The sequence below is a fragment of the Streptomyces sp. NPDC002671 genome (assembly GCF_053592475.1).
The window spans coordinates 205,848-225,195 of the sequence record NZ_JBSFVU010000002.1; the positions used below are offsets into that span (position 1 = coordinate 205,848).

Genomic DNA, 19,348 nt, shown 5'->3' on the forward strand with positions numbered 1-19,348 from the left:
TAGGGAGGGTTGGTCGGTGTGGCGCGAGGTTACGCTCACGCGAGGTCCACGTCAGGCTCTGCCTGCAGATCACGCCGTGCCGCGAGCTTCGACGACATGCTGTAGATGTCGATGAAGCCCTTGGCCGCGGACTGGTCGAAGGTGTCGCCGGTGTCGTAGGTGGCGAGGTGGAAGTCGTACAGCGCCTCCTCGGAGCGCCGGCCGGTGACGACCGCGCGTCCGCCGTGCAGGGTCATCCGGATGTCGCCGCTCACATGCTCGTTGGCCTCGTTGACGAAGCCCTCCAGGGCGCGCTTGAGCGGGGAGAACCACTGGCCGTCGTAGACCAGTTCGCCCCAGCGCTGCTCGACCTGCCGCTTGTAGCGGGCGAGTTCGCGCTCGACGGTGACGTTCTCCAGCTCCTGGTGGGCCGTGATCAGCGCGATGGCGCCCGGGGCCTCGTACACCTCGCGGGACTTGATGCCGACGAGGCGGTCCTCGACCATGTCGATCCGGCCGACGCCCTGGGCGCCGGCGCGCTCGTTGAGCTGCTGGATCGCCTGGAGCACGGTCACCGGCTTGCCGTCGACGGCGACGGGGACGCCCTGCTTGAAGGTGATGACCACCTCGTCGGGCTCCCGCGCGACGGCCGGGTTCTGGGTGTACTCGTAGATGTCCTCGATCGGCGCGTTCCAGATGTCCTCCAGGAAGCCCGTCTCGACCGCGCGCCCGAAGACGTTCTGGTCGATGGAGTACGGGGACTTCTTGGTGGTGGCGATCGGGAGCTGCTTGGCCTCGCAGAAGGCGATCGCCTTGTCCCGGGTCATCGCGTAGTCGCGGACCGGGGCGATGCACTTCAGGTCGGGGGCGAGGGCGACGATGCCGGCCTCGAAGCGGACCTGGTCGTTGCCCTTGCCGGTGCAGCCGTGGGCGACGGTCGTGGCGCCGTGCTTCTCGGCGGCGGCGACGAGGTGCTTGACGATCGCCGGCCGGGAGAGGGCGGAGACCAGCGGGTAGCGGTCCATGTAGAGGGCGTTGGCCTTGATCGCCGGGAGGCAGTACTCGTCGGCGAACTCGTCCCTGGCGTCCGCGACCTCGGCCTCGACGGCTCCGCAGGCGAGGGCGCGCTTGCGGATGACGTCCAGGTCCTCGCCGCCCTGGCCGACGTCCACCGCGACGGCGATGACCTCGGCGCCCGTCTCCTCGGCGATCCAGCCGATGGCGACGGAGGTGTCCAGACCGCCCGAGTAGGCGAGTACGACGCGCTCGGCCACGGGTTTCTCCTCACACTGCAAGCACTGACATGCATGAGTATGCAGAACTCTGCATGATTCGTCAATCGAGAATTCCTTAGACAGTCGAAGGAGTTTTGGCGATAATCCTTAGTCATGGGAAAGACTTATGAGCGCATAGACGGCCGGCTGCGAACCTTCATCGAGGAGCAGCCCATGTTCTTCACCGCGACGGCGCCGCTGTCCGGTGACGGCACGGTCAACCTCTCCCCCAAGGGTCTCAAAGGCTCCTTCGTCGTGCTCGACGAACTGACCGTGGCCTACCTGGACTTCGCCGGATCCAACGCGGAGACCATCGCCCACCTGCGCGAGAACGGCCGAATCACCCTCATGTGGTGCGCCTTCCAGGGCCCGCCCGACATCGTGCGGGTGCACGGCCGGGGCGAGCCGGTCTTCCGCGACGACCCCCGCTTCGGGGAGCTGCTCACCCGTTTCCCCGGCATCGACCACCGCCCGCACGGGCTGCGCGCGATCATCGTCGTCCACGCCGAGCTGGTCCGGGACACCTGCGGCTACGCCGTCCCCTTCATGGCGTACGAGGAGGACCGCGACCTGCACGGCAAGCGGTTCGCCCGCGAGGACGACACCTCGCTGAGCGCCTACTTCGAGAAGAAGGAGCACGTCGCGACGAGCCTGGACGGACTGCCCGGGCTGCCGCTCCCACTGCCCCCGTCCACCGTCTGAGCCAGGCCCACCGTCCGAGTCCTGCACTACTGAGCGCCGCCGTGCACTCGCTGTCCGTGCGCGGCGCCATCATGTTCTCCTGTTCGTGGGAGGGGGACGAGGGACATGGACGTCCCGGCCGACGCCGCGCCCCCGTCCGACGGCAAGTGGCGTGCCCCGTACACGGATTCACTGCTGCCGGCCCACATCAGTCCCCTGCCGGCGGACTGCCCGGCGGGTACCGTGCTGTGGCTCATCGACGCCTGCCGCACCGACACCGCGTACGCCGAGGCCGAGACCAGAGCGCGGGAGATCTGCGGCGGCCGTCCCCTGCTCGCAGCCTGGCTGGAGGCGGCGAGATCGACCGCGTCTGCGAACGGCTGCTCCAGGCCGCCGTGTGCTGCGTGTGCGAGGTGACGCTGGTGGCCGCGGCCGTGCTGGTCGCCTGGGTGACGACCGGTTCGTCCCCGGATCATCTCGTCCGGGTGGTGACGGCGAGCGGCGAGCGCTGCGGGCAGTTCCTCGGTTCCGGGCCGGATGGTGTGGCGCTGCGGACGGACAGCCAGAAGCGGGCGGTGGTGCCGGTGAGGACTGTGTTGTCGGTGGTGCCGGCGCGTGCATGCGGTGCGGTCACCGACCCGTGACTCACGTGGCCGGAAGTTCCACCGTGAACGTCGTCGCCCCCGGGGCGCTCTCCAGCCGCACGGTCCCCCCGTGGGCCTCCACCACCGCCGCCACGATCGACAGTCCCAGCCCCGCTCCGCCGCCGGAGGCACCGGGGTGGCGGCGGTGTTCCGCTCGCGTGAAGCGCTCGAAGACGTGCGGCTGGACGTCCTCGGGGACGCCGGGGCCGTCGTCATGGACCGAGAGGCGGGCCGAGCCGCCCTCGGTCTCCAGAGTGACCGTCACCTTCGTGCCCACGGGCGTGTGCAGACGCGCGTTGGCCAGCAGGTTGGCCAGCGCCTGATGGAGACGATGGGCGTCGCCGGGGACCGTGACCGGGTCCTCCGGGAGGTCCAGCATCCAGCGGTGGCCGGGGCCGGCCGCGCGGGCGTCCGTCACCGCGTCCAGGACCAGCCGCGTGAGGTCCACCGGCGCGCGCTCCAGCGGGCGGCCCGCGTCGAGGCGGGCCAGCAGGAGGAGGTCGTCGACCATCTCGCCCAGACGGGAGGACTCGGCGGTGATGCGTTCCAGGGCCCGGGTGACCTCGGGGGGCACCGGGCCCGGGTGCAGGAGGGCCAGTTCGGCGTGGCCGCGCACCGAGGCCACCGGGGTGCGCAGCTCGTGGCTGGCGTCGGCGGCGAAGCGGCGCAGCCGCTCCTCACTCGCGTGGCGTTTGGTCAGGGCGCCCTCGACATGGCCCAGCATCCGGTTGAAGGCCGCTGCCACCTGGCCGATCTCGCTGCGGGCGTCGAGTTCCGGGGCGCGGGACGGCAGGGCGACCTCGCCGCTGGCCAGCGGAAGTTCACTGACCCGGGTGGCGGTGGCGGCGACCCGGCTGAGCGGTCGCAGCGACCAGCGCACCCACAGTGCCCCGGCCGCACCCGTCGCGACGAGCGCCAGGCCGAAGACGATCGCGGCCACCAGTTCCAGCCGGTGGACGGCGGCCCGCACCGGCTCCAGCGGCAGGCCGACGACCAGTACGTCGCCGTCCCGGCCCCGGGTGGCGATCACCCGGTAGTCGTCGAGGGCGGACAGGCCGATGGAGTGTGGCCTGCCGTCCACCGGTAGCGCGGCCAGCACGCTGCGGTCCGCGGCGGTCAGGTCGACGCTCAGGTCGGCGGCCGGGTCGCCGGAGCGGACGACGGCCTTGTTGGTGACGGTGCCGTCGACCAGGCGGGCGCCGAAGGTGCCGGTGGCCTGGGTGCGGGTGTCGCCGTGTTCGTCGCCGTCGTGGTCGTCGTGCGGCGGCCCCTTGTGCTCCAGGCTCTCCGGGAAGCGGGTGCCGACCTGGACGAGTTGCTCGTCCAGGCGCCGGGTGAGGAAGCCGTCCAGTTCGAGGACGGCGGCGAGTCCGACGGCCGCGCAGCTGACCGCGAGCAGGACCACCAGGCCCACGGTGAGGCGGGCGCGCAGGGTGCGCGGGCGGGGCAGCTGTCCCATGGAGATCACCTGGTCACCGGCTTCAGGACGTAGCCCGCCCCGCGCACGGTGTGGATCATGGGTTCGCGGCCCGCGTCCACCTTCTTGCGCAGGTAGGAGATGTACAGCTCGACCACGTGGGCCCGGCCGCCGAAATCGTAGGACCAGACCCGGTCGAGGATCTGGGCCTTGCTGAGGACGCGGCGCGGATTGCGCATGAGGAAGCGGAGGAGTTCGAACTCGGTCGGCGAGAGTTCGATCAGCTCGCCGGCCCGGGTCACCTCGCGGGCCTCCTCGTCCATGACCAGGTCACCCACGACCAGCCGCGGCCCCTCCTCCGGCCGGCGGGCCATGCCCGCGCGGCGCAGCAGCCCGCGCAGCCGGGCGACGACCTCCTCCAGGCTGAACGGCTTGGTGACGTAGTCGTCGCCGCCGGCCGTGATGCCCGCGATCCGGTCCTCCACCGCGTCCCGGGCCGTGAGGAAGAGCACACACACGTCCGGCAGCACCTCGTGCAGCCGGCGCAGCACGGCGAAGCCGTCGGTGTCCGGGAGCATCACGTCCAGCACGACGGCGTCGGGCAGCAGCTCGCGCGCCACGGCGAGGGCGGCAGCGCCGTCGCCCGCGGCACGCACCTGCCAGCCCTCGTACCGCAGGGCGCCGGTCAGCACCTCCGCGAGGTCGGGGTCGTCGTCCACGACGAGGACGCGCAGCGGGGTGCCGTCGGGTCGGGTGAGGACCGGGCGGCCGGAGCGGGTCGTCGTGTTCATCGCGTCCCCAGCATCGCCCGCGCCGGGCGCGAACGGTGCCGGGGGCGGCTGTGAGTTTCCTCTGAATGACCCCGCTCACAGGTCCCTCAGAGGTTCGGCACGCACAGTGGCCTGGCACGACGAACGAAGGGACGGCACGCATGACCACCCTGCACGCGGGGCGGGCCGCCCCACTGCTCCCCCTGACCGGCCGGCGCTCCCCGGCCGGGCCGGTACTGGCTCTGCTGTGGGCCGGGGCCGCCGCCGTGATCGCGCTGTGGTGGGCGGACACCGGCTCCGTGGTCGGTACGGCGGGCTGGCTGACCGGGGCCGGGCGGATCGCCGGACTGCTCTGCGGCTACGCCTGCGCGGTGGTGGTCGGCCTGATGGCGCGGGTCCCGCTGCTGGAGGTGCGCATCGGCTCCGACCGGGTGGCCCGCTGGCACGCCATGGCGGGCCGGTACACCGTCTGCCTGCTCGCCGTGCACGTCGGGCTGGTCCTCGCCGGGTACGCCGCCCAGGACCGGGCTTCCCTGTGGCACGAGACGGTGACCGTCGTCCTGGACTACCCGGAGATGCTCAAGGCCACCGCCGCCACGGTGATCCTCCTCGCGGTCGGCCTCACCTCGGTGCGGGCCGCGCGCCGCCGCACCCGGTACGAGTTCTGGTACTACGTCCACCTGCTCACGTACGCGGCCGTCTTCCTGGCCTTCGGGCACCAGCTGGCCCTGGGTGAGCAGTTCAGCGGCCGGCCGGTGGCCACCGCCGCCTGGTACGTGCTCTACCTGGGCGTCGCGGCGCTGGTGCTCTGGTACCGCGTCCTCGCCCCCGTGCGGCTCAACCTGCGGCACCGGCCGCGCGTGGACTCGGTGCACCGGGAGGCGCCCGGCGTGTACTCGGTCGTGATACGCGGACGGCGGCTCGACGAACTGGGGGCGCGGCCGGGGCAGTTCTTCCGCTGGCGGTTCCTCGGCGAGGGCCTGGGCTGGACGTCGACACCGTACTCGCTGTCGGCGCCGGCGCGCCCCGGCCTGCTGCGGATCACCGTGAAGACGCTCGGCGACCACAGCGCGGCCGTCCCGCTGCTGCGGCCGGGCACCAGGGTGTGGGCCGAGGGCCCGTACGGCTCGCTGACCGCCGACCGGGCCACCGGCCACCGGGCCCTGCTGATCGCGGCGGGCGTCGGCGTCACCCCGCTACGGGCCCTGTTCGAGACCCTGCCCGGTGAGGTCACCCTGCTGTACCGGGCGCGCACCGCCGAGGACCTGGCGCTGGGCGGCGAGCTGGAGGCGATCGCCCGCCGGCGGGGCGCCCAGGTGCTGTACGCGCTCAACGGGCCCCGCGGCGAGCGCCCGGCCATCACCGCGGAGGCGCTGTGCGCGGCCTTCCCCGGACTGCGCGGCCACGACGTCTACATCTGCGGCCCGCACGGCTTCGCCCAGGACCTGTACGCAGCGCTGCGGACGGCCGGGGTGCCGGACCGCCGCATCCACCACGAGTCGTTCGAGCTGTGAGGCGATGCCCGTGCACGCGTTGAAGAAGAACCGTCCTTTCCGCCGCATCGTGCTGGCGAGTGCGGCCACCGTCTCCGGAATGGTGCTGCTGCTGTCGCTGAAGCCGCACACCACTCCCACGGTGGTGGCGGCGAGCGCCAATCCGCCCACGCGGTCGAGCAGCCCGAGCAGCGGAAGCAGCTCTGCGACCCCTGGCGGAGCCACCATCTCGGCGGCCAGGACGGCCACCGGGGACACCGTCCAGACCCGCTGGGGCCCGGTGCAGGTGCGGGTCACGGTCAAGGGCGGCAGGCTCACCGAGGTCGCCGCCGTCAGCTACCCGCAGGGCAATCCGCGCGACCAGGAGATCAACAGCCGCGCCCTGCCCCGGTTGCGGCGCGAGGCGCTGGCCGCCCAGAGCGCGCAGATCGACACGGTGTCGGGAGCGACGTACACCAGTGACGGATACCGCCAGTCGCTCCAGTCCGCGCTCGACTCCGCGGGGCTCTGAACAGTCGGCGGACGCGGCACGTATCTGTGGGCCGAGGGTCAAGTCCCCACGGAGGAACCGTGACCACCACGCTCGCAGGCGGACGCGCAGCCCGCCGGCAGACGATGCGCCGCATCCGCCCCCGCCGCTCCCCGGCCGTCCCGCTGCTGCTCGCCGTCGGAGCCGGCGGGGCGGCGGTGCTGGGGCTGTGGTGGCACACCACGCCGTCCATCGCGGACGACGACGCCAGAGTCCTGAACGCGGGCCGGATCACCGGACTGCTGGCCGGCTATCTGATGGCGCTGGTCGTGCTCCAGATGGCGCGCGTCCCGGCGCTGGAGCGGCGCGTCGGCTCCGACCGGGTGGCCCGCTGGCACGCGATGAGCGGCCGTTACACGCTCTGCCTGATCCTCGCCCACGTCTTCCTCACCATGTGGGGGTACGCGCTCCAGGCGGGCCGGTCGCTCGGCGACATCGTGCAGCAGACCGTCGACTCCGTCAACGACCTGCCGGACATGGGCAAGGCAGCCGTCGGCGCGTCCCTGTTCCTGCTGATCGGGCTGATGTCGATCAGCGGGATCCGCCGCAGGCTGCCGTACGACCTCTGGTACCACGTCCATCTGCTGATGTACGCGGCGGTGTTCCTGACGTTCTGGCACCAGATCAGCAACGGCAACGAGTTCGCGGTCGAGCCCGTGGCCAAAACCTTCTGGTACGGCCTGTACGGCACGGTCACCGCGCTGCTGGTCTGGTACCGGATCCTCACTCCCGTCCGGCTGAACCTGCGGCACCGGTTGCGTGTGGAGGCCGTCGTCGAGGAGGCGCCGGGCGTGGTGTCGGTGCTGATCGGTGGGCGGAAGCTGCACCGGATGGGCGCTGAGGCGGGCCAGTTCTTCCGCTGGCGGTTCCTCGCACCCGGGCTGCGGTTCAGCTCGCACCCGTACTCCCTCTCCGCGGCTCCCCGCCCCGGCACGCTGCGGATCACCGTCAAGGCGCTCGGCAACCACAGCGCCCGGCTGCGCGAGCTGCGCCCAGGCACCAAGGTGTGGGCCGAGGGACCGTACGGGGCGCTCACCGCGCAGCGGCGCAGCCAGGGCAAGGTGCTGTTGGTCGCGGGCGGGGTCGGCATCACGCCGATGCGGGCGCTGTTCGAGACGCTCCCCGGGGCGGCCGGTGACCTCACCCTGCTCTACCGGGCCGACAGCACCGAGGACCTGGCGCTGTGGGACGAACTGGCCGCGATCGCCGGGGAGCGGGGCGCCCGGCTGATGTACGCGGTCAACAGCCCGGACGGCGAACGTCCGGACATCTCCGCGGAGAACCTGGAGCGGAAGATCCCGGACATCGACCGGCACGACGTCTTCCTGTGCGGCCCGCCCGGGTTCGCGCGGTCCGTGTACGAGGCCCTGCGCGGCGCGGGGGTTCCCGCGCGCCGCATCCACCACGAGTCGTTCGAGTTGTGAGCGGAGCTGCCACGCGATGAGGAAGAGCCATCCCGTACGGCGGGTCGTGCTGGCCACGGCCGCGACCGTGTCCGGTGTCGTCCTGTTGCTGTCGCTGAAGCCCGCGTCGCTGAAACCCGCGCCGGACCCGGCGAACGCGTCGGTCGCGGGCCAGAGCCAGGCGCAGCAGGGCGGTCAGCAGGGCCGTACGTTCACCGGAAGCGTGGCCCAGACCCAGAAGGGGCCGGTCCAGGTGCGGATCACGGTGAGCGGCGGGAAGCTCATCAAAGCGGAGGCGGTACAGGCGCCCAGGGGCGGGCTGAGCGACCAGAAGACGGCGATGGCGATCCCGAAACTCAACCAGGAGGCCGTGGCGGCGCAGAGCGCGCGGATCGACACGGTGTCCGGAGCGACCTACACCAGCACCGGCTACAGACAGTCGCTGCAGTCGGCTCTGGACCGGGCCGGTGGCTGAGGCCGCGATGCGCCACGCGGAGGAGGTCATGGGGACCGTCTTCTCCTTCGACGTGCGCGGCGGCGAACCCGGTGCGGTGCGGGCGGCCCTGCGGGAGGCGGTCGCGGGGCTGCACCGGGCGGACGCCGTCTTCAGCACGTACCGCGAGGACAGCGAGGTGTCCCGGCTGGCGCGCGGCGAGCTGACCCCGGCCGAGTGCGCCCCCGAGCTGACCGAGGTGCTGGAGCTGGCGGCCGAGGCGGAGCGGGTGAGCGAGGGCTGGTTCAGCACCCGGTACCGGGGCGCACTGGATCCCACCGGCATCGTCAAGGGCTGGGCGGCCGAGCGGGCCGCGCGGCTGCTGGCCGCGGTGGACGGCGTGTGCGGGGTCAGCGTGAACGGCGGCGGGGACGTTCAGCTTCTCGGCGTGCCCGAGCCGCACCGGGCCTGGCGGACCGGAGTGTCGGACCCGCTGCGGCCGGGTGGTCTCGCGGCGGTGATCTCGGCGGCCGGAGTCCCGGAACTGGCGGTGGCGACCTCCGGTACGGCCGAGCGCGGCGAGCACATCGTGGACCCGCGCACCGGCAGGCCCGCCGTCACCGACCTGCTGGCGGTGACGGTCGTGGGACCCCGCCTGACCTGGGTGGACTGCTGGGCGACGGCGGCGTTCGCGATGGGTTCGCGGGCGGGACTGGCGTGGCTGGAGTCGCTGCCGGACACCGAAGCGCTGCTGATCACCGCGGGCGACGAGGTCCGCTGCACCGGCGGGCTGGCGGCCCGGCTCGGCTGAGAACGGCTTTTTTGCCCGAACCGCCATCCGGCTTCCGCCCTGAGACGTATCCCAGGGGAAGCAAGTTTCAGGAGGCACGCATATGGCTATCTTCAGCCGCCTCATGCCCGCCATGCGCCACGACGACGAGAGGGACTCCTCGCGCGACGACGGCCGGCATGGGCACGACCACGGCGACCACGACCACAACGGCCGCCACGGCCGCGGTCACGGTCACGGACACAGCCACGGACATGGCCACGGACACGGCCACGGACACGGCGGTTACTGATCCCATGGAGGGCTGAGCGGACCGGAGTCCGGGGGATCCGGTCCGCTTCGCCGATCCCCGAGGAACGCATGCCATGGTGCAGGTCCTGCGACGTCTGCTGTCGGTGGGCGAGTCCTCCGACGCCGTGGTCGCCGCCGCACCCGCGGTGCACCCGCGCGAGGTGTTCCGGCGGTTCTGGCCGTACACCCGCGGTGGCCGGCGCTGGCTCGTGCCCGTCGTCCTGTTCAGCGTGCTCGGGCCGGCCGTGGACGCGGCGGAGATCTGGCTCTTCAAGATCGTCGTGGACGACGTGCTCGTCCCCCGGGATCTGCGGCCGTTCCTGTGGATCGCGCCGGCCTATCTCGGGCTCATCGTCTGCTCCGGCATCCTGGGCTTCGCCGACGACGTGACGTCCACCTGGGTCAGCGAACGCTTCCTGCTCTCTCTTCGCTCCGATGTGTTCCGGCACGTCCAGGGACTGTCGCTCGGCTTCTTCGAACGGCGGCGGCTCGGGGACGTACTGTCGCGGGTCACGGGCGATGTGGACGCGGTCGAGACGTTCCTGCTCTCGGGCGTGGCGGACGCCCTGTACTACGTGATCCGCCTGGGCGTCTTCCTCGGTCTGCTGTTCTACCTGCGGTGGGACCTGACCCTGCTCGCCCTGCTCATCGTGCCCCTGTTCTGGGGCGCCGCCCGGCACTTCTCGCGCCTGATCAAGCAGGCGGCGCGGGAGCGCAGGCGGCTCAGCGGCTCGATCAGCGCGATCGCCGAGGAGTCGCTGGGCAACGTCGCCCTGGTGCAGGCGTACAACCGACAGGGGTGGGAGGAGCGCCGGTTCGAGCGGGAGAGCGTCGGCAGGTTCCGGGCGGCGATGGCGTCGGCGCGGATCCGTGCCGTGTACGGACCCGTGGTCGAGATCATCGAGGTGTCCGGCGGTCTCGCGGTGATGGGTCTCGGCACCTGGAAGCTGGCCCAGGGACAACTGTCGCTGGGCGGGCTGCTGGTGTTCCTGGCGCTGATCGGCAAGCTCTACGGCCCGGTCCGCGACCTGTCCCACCTGGGCACCACCTTCTACGCGGCGTCCGCCTCGGCCGAACGGATCATCGAGCTGCTGGACCAGCGCCCCCAGGTGGCCGAGGCGCCGGATGCCCGCAGGATCGGCCGGGCGCGGGGTGCCGTGGAGTTCGACGGCGTCTGGTTCCGCTATCCCGGTACCGCGAACTGGGCGCTGTCGGACGTGTCCTTCCGCGTGGCGCCCGGGGAGACGCTGGCGCTGGTCGGGGCCAGCGGGGCCGGCAAGTCGACGGTCGCGAAGCTCCAGTTGCGCTTCTACGACCCCGACCGGGGGGCGGTCCGCCTCGACGGCACGGACCTGCGCGAGCTGCGGCTCGCGGACGTACGGGAGAGCGTCGCCGTCGTGCTCCAGGAGACGCTCGTCTTCCACGGCACCGTGCGGGACAACATCGCCTACGGCCGGCCCGAGGCCACCGAGGCGGACATCGTCGCGGCAGCGCGTGCCGCGGACGCGCACGAGTTCATCGAGCGGCTCCCGGACGGCTACGACACGATGGTCGGCCAGCGCGGCCGGACGCTCTCCGGCGGGCAGTGCCAGCGTCTGGCGATCGCCCGCGCGATGATCAGGGACGCTCCCGTGCTCCTCCTCGACGAACCGACCACCGGGCTCGACGCCGGCTCGGGCCGGCGGATCATGGATCCGCTGCGCCGGCTCATGGCCGGGCGGACCACCGTCGTCATCTCCCACAACCTGCTGACCGTCCGGGACGCCACGCGCATCGTGGTGCTCGACCACGGCCGGGTCGTGGAGCAGGGCCCCCACGCGGAGCTGCTTGGGCGCGACGGGCCGTACGCCCGGCTGCACCGGCTGAACACCCTGGGCGGCCCGGCCCCGGGGAGGGTGGTGCTGTCATGAGGGTGTCCACGGTCGCGGCGGCGCCCCTGACGCCGGGCACGAGACCGGTGCCCGGCTACGAGGTCCTGGCGCACCTGACGCGCACCGGCTGGCTCGACGTCTACGACGCCTGGAGCGAGGAACGGGACTGCCGGTGTGTGCTCAAGGCGGTGCGGCCGGACCGCCGGGGCGAGGAGTGCCTGGGCGAGCGGCTGCTGCGGGAGGGCCGGTGGCTGCGGGAGTTCACGCATCCGCACCTGGTCCGCGCCTACGCGACCTTCACCTCGCCCGAGCCGCTCGTCGTCCTGGAGACGCTGACCGGGGAGACGCTGTCCCACCTCGTCCACCGGTTGCGGCGCCGCCCCGCCGCCGCCGACGTGGCCCTGCTCGGTGTGCAGTTGTGCTCGGCGGTCCACTACCTGCACGGCCGGGGTCTGCTGCACCTGGACCTCAAGCCGTCCAACGTGGTGGTGGAGCGCGGTCACGCGAAGGTGCTGGACCTCAGCGTCGCCCGGCCACCGGGGCCCGCGCCCGCGGGGGTGGGCACGTGCTGCTACCTCGCTCCGGAGCAGGCCCGCGGCGGACCGCTCACGGAAGCCGCCGACGTGTGGGGCATCGGCATCACGTTGTACGAAGTCGCCTGCGGTGACGTGCCGTTCGACTGCGGTGGGACCGCGGAGGGGTCGGACGAGACGGACGAGACGGACCCGCCGGACAGCCGGTACCGGCGGCTGGAGCGGAGCGCCCCGCCGATCGCCTCCCGGCGGCGCCTGCCGCCCGCTCTCGCCGCCGCCGTCGACAGCTGCCTGCGGGCCGACGCGTCGTCCCGGCCCACGGTCGCCGCCCTGGCCGCCGCCCTCGCCGCGGCCCTGCCCGGTGCGCGGCGCCCCGCGGCCTCCCGTTGAGTCCCTACGCCGGGGTCACGACCTGGCCGAGCTCCAGGTGGGCCTTTGCGAGGACGGTGCCGTCGGGGGAGGTCAGATGGGCGCCGGAGAGCGACGCGGCGTCGACGGGGGCCGCCACGCCCCAGTTGCCCTGTCCGTCGCGCAGGGCGAAGTCGCCGACGCGCACGGCCGTGCCGTCGGAGTGCTCCAGGAAGCAGGTGACCTTGCCGGTGTACCCGGTGGCGGGGCCGGTGAGAGCGACGGACACGAAGATCCAGCCGGGGGCGCCCGGACCGGCGCGCGGGTGGGCGTAGACCTCGCCGACGGGCTGCTTGCCGCCCGCGGCCGGCATCATGTCGCCGACCACCACGGGCTCGGTCTCGACAGCGGCCGGGGGCGAGGCCGTGATCGCCTGGACGGCGGTGCCGATCCCCCAGCCGGCGAACCCGCAGGCGATGGCGAACGCGGACGCGACGGCCGCGATCCGCAGCCGGGCCCGGCGGGCACGGCCGCGAAAGCCCTGGTACGCGAGGCCCGGCGTGCGCGCGTGCCGGTGTGCCTCCGCCGTCGCGTCCTGCGCCAGCTTGCGTGCCACCCGGGCGTCGAACCCGGCCGGCGGCTCGCTGTCCGGCAGCAGGCCGATCAGACTGTCGCCGACGAGGGTCAGCTGCTCGACGTACTCCCGGCAGTCCGCGCACCGGTCCAGATGCGCGACCGCCTCGGCCCGCTCCCGGCCCGGCAGCACGCCCAGGGCCAGCTCGGCGCCGATCTCCCGCAGCTTCTCGCAGGTCATGTCACCGGACATGGTCGCCTCGCTTCGGAGCCGCGAGTGAGGTCCGCAGTTTGGCCATGGCCGCCCTGATCCGCGTCTTGGCGGTACCCAGCGGGATGTTCTCCGTGTCGGCGATCTGCTGGGCCGTCATGCCGTAGATGCCCGCCATCACCAGCGCACGGGCCTGTTCCCGCGGCAGCCGCGCCAGGGCGGCCCGGAGCTGGGACGAGGCCTCGTCGGCCAGCGCCCACTGCTCGGGGGTCTCGGTGACGACGCCGACGAGCGCGTCGAGGTCCTCGGGTGCCACGGGCTGCGTCCGGCGCGCGCGGACGGCGTCGATGGCGAGGTTGTGCGCGATGGTCGTCAGCCAGGTCATCACCGAACCGCGGCGCGAGTCGTAGATCTGGGCATGCCGCCACGCTCGCTCGAACGTCTGCTGGGCGATGTCCTCGGCGAGCTGTGGATCCCTGGTAACGGCCATGGCGACCCCGTAGACCCTGTGCTGGAACCTCCGTACGAAGGTGGCGGCGAGCTCCGGATCGCCGGTGGCCAGCCCGGACAGCAGTGCTTCGTCCGGGAGGCGGCCGACGGGTGACCGGAGGCCCGACACACCTCTGTATACGGCCGGCCGCCGCCAGGAGATTGCCCGCCCAAAGCGGAAGATCACATTCCCATTCTCCGCCGCCGGGCCGGGCCCCGCACGCGGGTCAGTGACCGTTCTGCGCCAGCCGCAGCAGATGGTCCGCCAGGGCCTGCCCGCCCGTCGGGTTGCGGCTGATCAGCAGCAGCGTGTCGTCACCGGCGATCGTCCCCAGGATGTCGTGCAGCTCGGCCTGGTCGATGGCCGAGGCCAGGAACTGCGCGGCCCCGGGAGGGGTGCGCAGGACCACCAGGTTGGCGGAGGCCTCCGCGGAGATCAGCAGCTCCTGCGACAGCCGCCGCATCCGCTCCTCCTTCGCCGACTCGCCCAGCGGAGCGCGCGGCGTACGGAAACCGCCCTCGCTCGGCACCGCGTAGATGAGTTCGCCGTCGGTGTTGCGGATCTTCACCGCGTTCAGCTCGTCGAGGTCGCGGGAGAGCGTCGCCTGGGTGACGCTCAGCCCGTCGTCGGCGAGCAGCTTCGCCAGCTGGCTCTGCGACCGCACCGGCTGCCGGTTGAGGATGTCCACGATCCGGCGGTGCCGTGCGGTGCGGGTCTGCGGCACGGCGGGTCCCGCACCCGCCGCCTGCTCGTGGTCCTGCGCCTCGCTCATCGTCGTCTCATTCTCCGGATCGTCCGTCCCCATTCGCTGGGTTCGCTGCGTCGAGGATGCCGGGCAGCGCCCGGAGCAAGGCGCCTGCCTCGTCGTCGTCCAGGTTCAGCGGTGGCATGAGCCGTACGACGTCGGGGGCGGGCGCGTTCACCAGGAACCCGGCCTCCTGGGCCGCCTGCTGCACCTGCGACGCGTGCGGCCCGGTGAGCACCATACCCAGCAGCAGGCCCGCACCCCGGACATAGTCGATCAACGGGTGGCCCAGCGCTTCGATTCCGTCCCGCAACGCCCCGCTCTGCCGCTTGACGTTCTCCAGCAACCCCTCGTTCGCGATCGTGTCGAGGACGGCGAGTCCGGCCGCGCAGGCGACCGGGTTGCCGCCGAAGGTCGTGCCGTGCTGGCCGGGCTGGAGCAGTTCGGCGGCCCGGCCGAAGGCGACGGTGGCGCCGAGCGGCAGCCCGCCGCCGAGCCCCTTGGCGAGCGTGACGACATCGGGCAGGACGCCCTCGTGGGCCTGGTACTCGAACCAGGTACCGGTGCGGCCGACGCCGGTCTGCACCTCGTCCAGGACGAGCAGCGCGCCCGTGGCGGCGGTGATCGCGCGGGCGGCCTTCAGATAGCCGGCCGGGGGCACGACCACGCCGTTCTCGCCCTGGATCGGCTCGATGACGACGAGGGCCGTCTCCTCGGTCACGGCGGCGGCCAGTGCCTGCGCGTCGCCGTACGGGACGTGGGTGACGTCGCCGGGCAGCGGCTGGAAGGGCGCCTGCTTGCCGGGCTGGCCGGTGAGGGCGAGGGCGCCCATCGTGCGGCCGTGGAAGCCGCCGGTGGTCGCGACCATGTGGGTGCGTCCGGTCAGCCGGCCGATCTTGAAGGCGCCTTCGTTGGCCTCGGCCCCCGAGTTGCAGAAGAAGACCTTGCCGTCCCGGCCGAAGAGCTGGAGCAGCCGCTCGGCGAGCGCGACGGGCGGCTCCGCGATGAACAGGTTCGAGACGTGCCCGAGGGACGCGATCTGCGTGCTGACGGCCTCGACGACGGCCGGGTGGGCGTGGCCGAGCGCGTTGACCGCGATGCCGCCGACGAAGTCGAGGTACTCCTTGCCGTCGGCGTCCCAGAGCTTCGCGCCCGCCCCGCGCACCAGCGGCAGCCGCGGGGTGCCGTAGTTGTTCATGAGCGCGCCCTGCCAGCGCGCGGTCAGCTCCTGGTTGCCCGTCACGCCTGTCATGACTGCTCCCCCTCGGCTTCGTCGGGCACGACCATGGTGCCGATGCCCTCGTCGGTGAAGATCTCCAGCAGGATCGAGTGCTGGACCCGGCCGTCGATGACGCGGGCGGTGTTCACGCCGTTGCGCACGGCGTGCAGGCAGCCCTCCATCTTCGGCACCATGCCGGAGGACAGCTCCGGCAGCAGCTTCTCCAGCTGGGAAGCGGTGAGGCGGCTGATCACCTCGTCGGAGTCGGGCCAGTCCTCGTAGAGGCCCTCGACGTCGGTGAGGACCATGAGGGTTTCGGCGCCCAGAGAAGCAGCGAGTGCCGCAGCCGCCGTATCAGCATTGACGTTGTAGACATGTCCGTCGTCCTGGGAGCGGGCGATCGAGGACACGACGGGGATGCGGCCGTCGGCCAGCAGGGCCTCGATCGCGCCCGTGTCGATCCTGGTGATCTCGCCGACCCGGCCGATGTCGACCAGTTCGCCGTCGATCTCGGGCTGGTGCTTGGTCGCGGTGATGGTGTGCGCGTCCTCGCCGGTGAGGCCGACCGCGAGCGGGCCGTGCTGGTTGAGCAGTCCGACCAGCTCGCGCTGCACCTGTCCGGCCAGCACCATCCGTACGACGTCCATGGCGTCCTCGGTGGTGACCCTCAGGCCCGCCTTGAACTCGCTGACGATGCCGTGCTTGTCGAGGGCGGCGCTGATCTGCGGGCCGCCGCCGTGCACGACGACCGGCTTGAGGCCGGCGTGCCGCAGGAAGACCACGTCCTGGGCGAAGGCGGCCTTCAGCTCCTCGTTCACCATGGCGTTGCCGCCGAACTTGATGACGATCGTCCTGCCGTGATGCCGGGTCAGCCAGGGCAGCGCCTCGATGAGGATCTGGGCTTTCGGGAGGGCCGTGTGCTTGCGAGTGCTCATGACGAGTAGGCACTGTTCTCGTGGACGTAGTCGGCGGTGAGGTCGTTGGTCCAGATGGTCGCGGTCTCGGAGCCCGCGGCGAGGTCGGCGACGATGTGCACCTCGCGGTAGCGCATGTCCACCAGCTCGCGGTCCTCGCCGACCGAGCCGTTCTTGCACACCCAGACGCCGTTGATGGCCACGTTGAGCTGGTCGGGCTCGAAGGCGGCCCTCGTGGTGCCGATCGCGGAGAGGACGCGGCCCCAGTTGGGGTCCTCGCCGTGGATCGCGCACTTGAGGAGGTTGTTGCGGGCGATGGAGCGGCCCACCTCGACGGCGTCCTCCTCGGTCGCGGCGTTGATCACCTCGACCTTGATGTCCTTGCTGGCACCCTCGGCGTCGCCGATGAGCTGCCGGCCGAGGTCGTCGCAGACCTGGCGTACGGCCTCGGCGAACTCCTCGTGGTCGGGGGTGATGCCGGAGGAGCCGGAGGAGAGCAGCAGCACGGTGTCGTTGGTGGACATGCAGCCGTCGGAGTCGACCCGGTCGAAGGTGACCTTGGTGGCCGCGCGCAGCGCCTGGTCGAGCACCTCGCCGTCCAGGTCGGCGTCGGTGGTGAGGACGACCAGCATGGTGGCGAGGCCGGGGGCGAGCATGCCCGCGCCCTTGGCCATGCCGCCGACGGTCCAGCCGTCCTTACTGACGACACAGGTCTTGTGGACGGTGTCGGTGGTCTTGATGGCGATGGCGGCCTTCTCGCCACCGTGCTCGCTCAGGGACGCGGCGGCCGTCTCGACCCCCTTGAGCACCTTGTCCATCGGCAGCAGCACGCCGATGAGGCCGGTGGAGCAGACGGCGACCTCGACGGCGCCCCGGCCGAGCACCTCGGCCGCCTTCTCCGCGGTGGCGTGGGTGTCCTGGAAGCCCTTGGGGCCCGTACAGGCGTTGGCGCCACCGGAGTTGAGGACGACGGCGGTGACCTGGCCGCTCTTGAGGACCTGCTCGGACCACAGCACCGGGGCGGCCTTCACACGGTTGGAGGTGAAGACGCCCGCGGCGGCACGGCGGGGCCCGTCGTTGACCACGAGGGCCAGGTCGGGGTTGCCGTTCTCCTTGATCCCGGCGGCGATGCCCGCCGCCGTGAATCCCTTGGCTGCCGTGACGCTCACTGCATCTCCTTGTTCGCTTCTCCGCCCGTGCGGCGCAGCGGTGCGGCCATCGTCGTCGCCTGCGGCCCGGTGGCCGCACGTGCGTCGCTCACGGTGCGACTCCGATCGTGGAAAGCCCGGTGCTCTCGTCGAGACCCAGGGCGAGGTTCATGCTCTGGACGGCACCGCCCGCGGTGCCCTTGGTCAGGTTGTCGATGGCGCTGATCGCGATGAGGCGGCCGGCCGCGGCGTCGTACGCGACCTGCACCTGGACGGCGTTGGAGCCGTAGACGGACGCGGTCGCGGGCCACTGGCCCTCGGGGAGCAGATGGACGAAGGGCTCGTCGGCGTAGGCCTTCTCGTACGCGGCGCGCACGGACTCCCCGGTCACTCCGGCGACGGCCTTGGCGCTGCACGTGGCGAGGATGCCGCGCGGCATCGGCGCGAGGGTCGGCGTGAAGGAGACGGAGATCCGCTGCCCGGCCACGCCGCTGAGGTTCTGGATCATCTCGGGGGTGTGCCGGTGGCTGCCGCCGACGCCGTACGGCGTCATGGAGCCCATGACCTCGCTGCCCAGCAGGTGCGGCTTGGGTGCCTTGCCCGCGCCGGAGGTGCCGGAGGCGGCGACGATCACGGCCTCCGGCTCGGCGAGCCGGGCGGCGTAGGCCGGGAACAGGGCGAGGGTGACGGCGGTCGGGTAGCAACCGGGCACCGCGATGCGCTTGGACCCCTCCAGCGCGGCGCGGGCGCCCGGAAGTTCGGGGAGGCCGTAGGGCCAGGTGCCGGCGTGCGAGGAGCCGTAGAACGTCTCCCAGTCGGCCGGGTCCGTGAGCCGGAAGTCGGCGCCCATGTCGACCACGAGGACGTCCGGGCCGAGCTGCTCGGCGACGGCGGCGGACTGGCCGTGCGGCAGCGCGAGGAAGACGACGTCGTGCCCGGCGAGGGTCTCGGCCGTGGTCTCGGCCAGCACGCGGCCGGCGAGCGGCAGCAGGTGCGGCTGGAGCGCGCCGAGCCGCTGGCCGGCGTTGGAGTTTCCGGTCAGGGCACCGATCTCGACCCCGGGATGCGCGAGGAGCAGGCGCAGGAGTTCTCCGCCCGCGTACCCGCTCGCTCCGGCCACCGCCGCACGTACCGCCATGTCCACCCTCCTCTTGATGGCATGACTATACGTATCGCCGCACGTTTATGCAATCGGTTCCGTCTCGGTGCCGGGGAGCATGACCCAGCGGGACAGGACGAAGGTGACCGGGATCGCCGCCGCGGAGGCCAGGAGGGGGGCGAAGCGGCTGCCGGCGTGCAGGACGTCGACGATCACGTACACCCCCACGGTCGTGATCAGGAAGTTGGCGACGTTCGTCAGCGGGAAGAGCAGGAACTTCCGCCAGGTGGGCCGCGTCCGGTAGGTGAAGCGCGCATTCAGGAAGAAGGACCCGATCATTCCGATCAGGAACGCCAGGATGTGCGCGGCGAGGTAGGGCAGGCCGGTCAGGAACAAGAGGTAAAGACCGTAGTAGACGGCCGTGTTCACGACACCGACCGCGGCGAAGGTGAGTATCTGTCTCGACACCAGGAAAGGTTAATTGCCCTTGCGC

The 19,348-nt window shown here is 72.1% G+C and carries 21 protein-coding genes and 1 pseudogene; 11 read left to right on the forward strand and 11 right to left on the reverse strand.

The annotated features are described in order from the left end of the window. Positions 1–35: 35 nt before the first annotated feature. On the reverse strand, positions 36–1,253 hold the full coding sequence (locus ACWD35_RS03655) for an argininosuccinate synthase (RefSeq protein ID WP_451349491.1): 1,218 nt from the start codon (positions 1,251–1,253) through the stop codon (positions 36–38). A 114-nt stretch (positions 1,254–1,367) separates the two neighbouring features. On the opposite strand from ACWD35_RS03655, the gene ACWD35_RS03660 reads away from it, so the two are divergent. From ACWD35_RS03660 to ACWD35_RS03670, 3 genes are all read left to right on the forward strand, one after another. Continuing rightward, the gene (locus ACWD35_RS03660) at positions 1,368–1,955 is read left to right on the forward strand and encodes a pyridoxamine 5'-phosphate oxidase family protein (RefSeq protein WP_451349492.1); all 588 of its coding nucleotides are present in this window, start codon (positions 1,368–1,370) and stop codon (positions 1,953–1,955) included. A gap of 105 nt (positions 1,956–2,060) precedes the next feature. Next, a complete protein-coding gene (locus ACWD35_RS03665) occupies positions 2,061–2,351 on the forward strand; it encodes a hypothetical protein (protein ID WP_451349493.1) in 291 nt (96 codons plus the stop codon). Positions 2,352–2,356: 5 nt separating this feature from the next. Continuing rightward, the gene (locus ACWD35_RS03670; protein ID WP_451349494.1) at positions 2,357–2,578 is read left to right on the forward strand and encodes a hypothetical protein; all 222 of its coding nucleotides are present in this window, start codon (positions 2,357–2,359) and stop codon (positions 2,576–2,578) included. Position 2,579: 1 nt separating this feature from the next. Here the strand turns inward: ACWD35_RS03670 and ACWD35_RS03675 are convergent, their stop codons facing one another. After that, positions 2,580–4,037 (reverse strand): sensor histidine kinase, encoded by a 1,458-nt coding sequence (locus ACWD35_RS03675; protein ID WP_451349495.1) that lies wholly within the window; start codon positions 4,035–4,037, stop codon positions 2,580–2,582. Between the two features lie 5 nt (positions 4,038–4,042). Further along, entirely contained in the window at positions 4,043–4,786 is a 744-nt protein-coding gene (locus ACWD35_RS03680; protein WP_451349496.1) for a response regulator transcription factor, read from the reverse strand. 140 nt (positions 4,787–4,926) lie between these two features. Between ACWD35_RS03680 and ACWD35_RS03685 the strand changes: the two genes are divergently transcribed. From ACWD35_RS03685 to ACWD35_RS03720, 8 genes and pseudogenes are all read left to right on the forward strand, one after another. Continuing rightward, positions 4,927–6,279 carry a ferredoxin reductase family protein gene (locus ACWD35_RS03685; RefSeq protein ID WP_451349497.1) on the forward strand — a complete coding sequence of 451 codons (1,353 nt, stop codon included), beginning with the start codon at positions 4,927–4,929 and terminating at the stop codon, positions 6,277–6,279. A gap of 10 nt (positions 6,280–6,289) precedes the next feature. Next, positions 6,290–6,769, forward strand: coding sequence for an FMN-binding protein (locus ACWD35_RS03690; RefSeq protein WP_451349498.1), 480 nt, complete (start codon positions 6,290–6,292; stop codon positions 6,767–6,769). A 59-nt stretch (positions 6,770–6,828) separates the two neighbouring features. Continuing rightward, positions 6,829–8,211, forward strand: a complete 1,383-nt coding sequence (locus ACWD35_RS03695; RefSeq protein WP_451349499.1) for a ferredoxin reductase family protein — start codon at positions 6,829–6,831, stop codon at positions 8,209–8,211. A 16-nt stretch (positions 8,212–8,227) separates the two neighbouring features. Beyond that, positions 8,228–8,656, forward strand: a pseudogene (locus ACWD35_RS03700) (FMN-binding protein); the annotation flags it as partial. A 37-nt stretch (positions 8,657–8,693) separates the two neighbouring features. Further along, positions 8,694–9,434, forward strand: coding sequence for an FAD:protein FMN transferase (locus ACWD35_RS03705; protein WP_451349709.1), 741 nt, complete (start codon positions 8,694–8,696; stop codon positions 9,432–9,434). An 82-nt stretch (positions 9,435–9,516) separates the two neighbouring features. Beyond that, the gene (locus ACWD35_RS03710; protein WP_451349500.1) at positions 9,517–9,705 is read left to right on the forward strand and encodes a hypothetical protein; all 189 of its coding nucleotides are present in this window, start codon (positions 9,517–9,519) and stop codon (positions 9,703–9,705) included. Positions 9,706–9,778: 73 nt separating this feature from the next. Beyond that, positions 9,779–11,614: an ABC transporter ATP-binding protein gene (locus tag ACWD35_RS03715; RefSeq protein ID WP_451349501.1), complete on the forward strand. Its 1,836-nt coding sequence runs from the start codon at positions 9,779–9,781 to the stop codon at positions 11,612–11,614. Beyond that, a complete protein-coding gene (locus ACWD35_RS03720) occupies positions 11,611–12,498 on the forward strand; it encodes a serine/threonine-protein kinase (RefSeq protein ID WP_451349502.1) in 888 nt (295 codons plus the stop codon). Before ACWD35_RS03715 ends, ACWD35_RS03720 begins: the two co-directional genes overlap by 4 nt. A 4-nt stretch (positions 12,499–12,502) precedes the next feature. On the opposite strand, the gene ACWD35_RS03725 is transcribed toward ACWD35_RS03720, so the two are convergent. The 8 genes from ACWD35_RS03725 to ACWD35_RS03760 form a co-directional block, all read right to left on the reverse strand. Further along, positions 12,503–13,282 (reverse strand): anti-sigma factor family protein, encoded by a 780-nt coding sequence (locus tag ACWD35_RS03725; RefSeq protein WP_451349503.1) that lies wholly within the window; start codon positions 13,280–13,282, stop codon positions 12,503–12,505. Continuing rightward, entirely contained in the window at positions 13,272–13,859 is a 588-nt protein-coding gene (locus tag ACWD35_RS03730) for an RNA polymerase sigma factor (protein WP_451349504.1), read from the reverse strand. Before ACWD35_RS03730 ends, ACWD35_RS03725 begins: the two co-directional genes overlap by 11 nt. Positions 13,860–13,956: 97 nt before the next feature. After that, positions 13,957–14,502 (reverse strand): arginine repressor, encoded by a 546-nt coding sequence (locus ACWD35_RS03735; RefSeq protein WP_451349505.1) that lies wholly within the window; start codon positions 14,500–14,502, stop codon positions 13,957–13,959. Positions 14,503–14,509: 7 nt separating this feature from the next. Beyond that, a complete protein-coding gene (locus tag ACWD35_RS03740; RefSeq protein ID WP_451349506.1) occupies positions 14,510–15,727 on the reverse strand; it encodes an acetylornithine transaminase in 1,218 nt (405 codons plus the stop codon). Continuing rightward, a complete protein-coding gene (argB, locus tag ACWD35_RS03745; RefSeq protein ID WP_451349507.1) occupies positions 15,724–16,629 on the reverse strand; it encodes an acetylglutamate kinase in 906 nt (301 codons plus the stop codon). Before argB ends, ACWD35_RS03740 begins: the two co-directional genes overlap by 4 nt. Then, the gene (gene argJ, locus ACWD35_RS03750) at positions 16,626–17,777 is read right to left on the reverse strand and encodes a bifunctional glutamate N-acetyltransferase/amino-acid acetyltransferase ArgJ (protein ID WP_451349508.1); all 1,152 of its coding nucleotides are present in this window, start codon (positions 17,775–17,777) and stop codon (positions 16,626–16,628) included. The genes argB and argJ overlap by 4 nt, the downstream gene beginning before the upstream one ends. 88 nt (positions 17,778–17,865) lie before the next feature. Further along, positions 17,866–18,894, reverse strand: coding sequence for an N-acetyl-gamma-glutamyl-phosphate reductase (argC, locus tag ACWD35_RS03755; protein ID WP_451349509.1), 1,029 nt, complete (start codon positions 18,892–18,894; stop codon positions 17,866–17,868). Positions 18,895–18,939: 45 nt separating this feature from the next. Then, on the reverse strand, positions 18,940–19,323 hold the full coding sequence (locus tag ACWD35_RS03760; RefSeq protein WP_451349510.1) for a GtrA family protein: 384 nt from the start codon (positions 19,321–19,323) through the stop codon (positions 18,940–18,942). Positions 19,324–19,348 lie beyond the last annotated feature (25 nt).

What these genes read in the sequence shown, in the direction of transcription:
- ACWD35_RS03740 (WP_451349506.1), bottom strand. Translation starts at nt 15,727, where the DNA reads ATGACAGGCGTGACGGGCAACCAGGAGCTGACCGCGCGCTGGCAGGGC.
- ACWD35_RS03725 (WP_451349503.1), bottom strand. Translation starts at nt 13,282, where the DNA reads ATGTCCGGTGACATGACCTGCGAGAAGCTGCGGGAGATCGGCGCCGAG.
- argC (WP_451349509.1), bottom strand. Translation starts at nt 18,894, where the DNA reads ATGGCGGTACGTGCGGCGGTGGCCGGAGCGAGCGGGTACGCGGGCGGA.
- ACWD35_RS03720 (WP_451349502.1), top strand. Translation starts at nt 11,611, where the DNA reads ATGAGGGTGTCCACGGTCGCGGCGGCGCCCCTGACGCCGGGCACGAGA.
- ACWD35_RS03735 (WP_451349505.1), bottom strand. Translation starts at nt 14,502, where the DNA reads ATGAGCGAGGCGCAGGACCACGAGCAGGCGGCGGGTGCGGGACCCGCC.
- ACWD35_RS03660 (WP_451349492.1), top strand. Translation starts at nt 1,368, where the DNA reads ATGGGAAAGACTTATGAGCGCATAGACGGCCGGCTGCGAACCTTCATC.
- argB (WP_451349507.1), bottom strand. Translation starts at nt 16,629, where the DNA reads ATGAGCACTCGCAAGCACACGGCCCTCCCGAAAGCCCAGATCCTCATC.
- ACWD35_RS03710 (WP_451349500.1), top strand. Translation starts at nt 9,517, where the DNA reads ATGGCTATCTTCAGCCGCCTCATGCCCGCCATGCGCCACGACGACGAG.
- ACWD35_RS03680 (WP_451349496.1), bottom strand. Translation starts at nt 4,786, where the DNA reads ATGAACACGACGACCCGCTCCGGCCGCCCGGTCCTCACCCGACCCGAC.
- ACWD35_RS03675 (WP_451349495.1), bottom strand. Translation starts at nt 4,037, where the DNA reads ATGGGACAGCTGCCCCGCCCGCGCACCCTGCGCGCCCGCCTCACCGTG.
- ACWD35_RS03705 (WP_451349709.1), top strand. Translation starts at nt 8,694, where the DNA reads ATGGGGACCGTCTTCTCCTTCGACGTGCGCGGCGGCGAACCCGGTGCG.
- ACWD35_RS03685 (WP_451349497.1), top strand. Translation starts at nt 4,927, where the DNA reads ATGACCACCCTGCACGCGGGGCGGGCCGCCCCACTGCTCCCCCTGACC.
- ACWD35_RS03665 (WP_451349493.1), top strand. Translation starts at nt 2,061, where the DNA reads ATGGACGTCCCGGCCGACGCCGCGCCCCCGTCCGACGGCAAGTGGCGT.
- ACWD35_RS03715 (WP_451349501.1), top strand. Translation starts at nt 9,779, where the DNA reads ATGGTGCAGGTCCTGCGACGTCTGCTGTCGGTGGGCGAGTCCTCCGAC.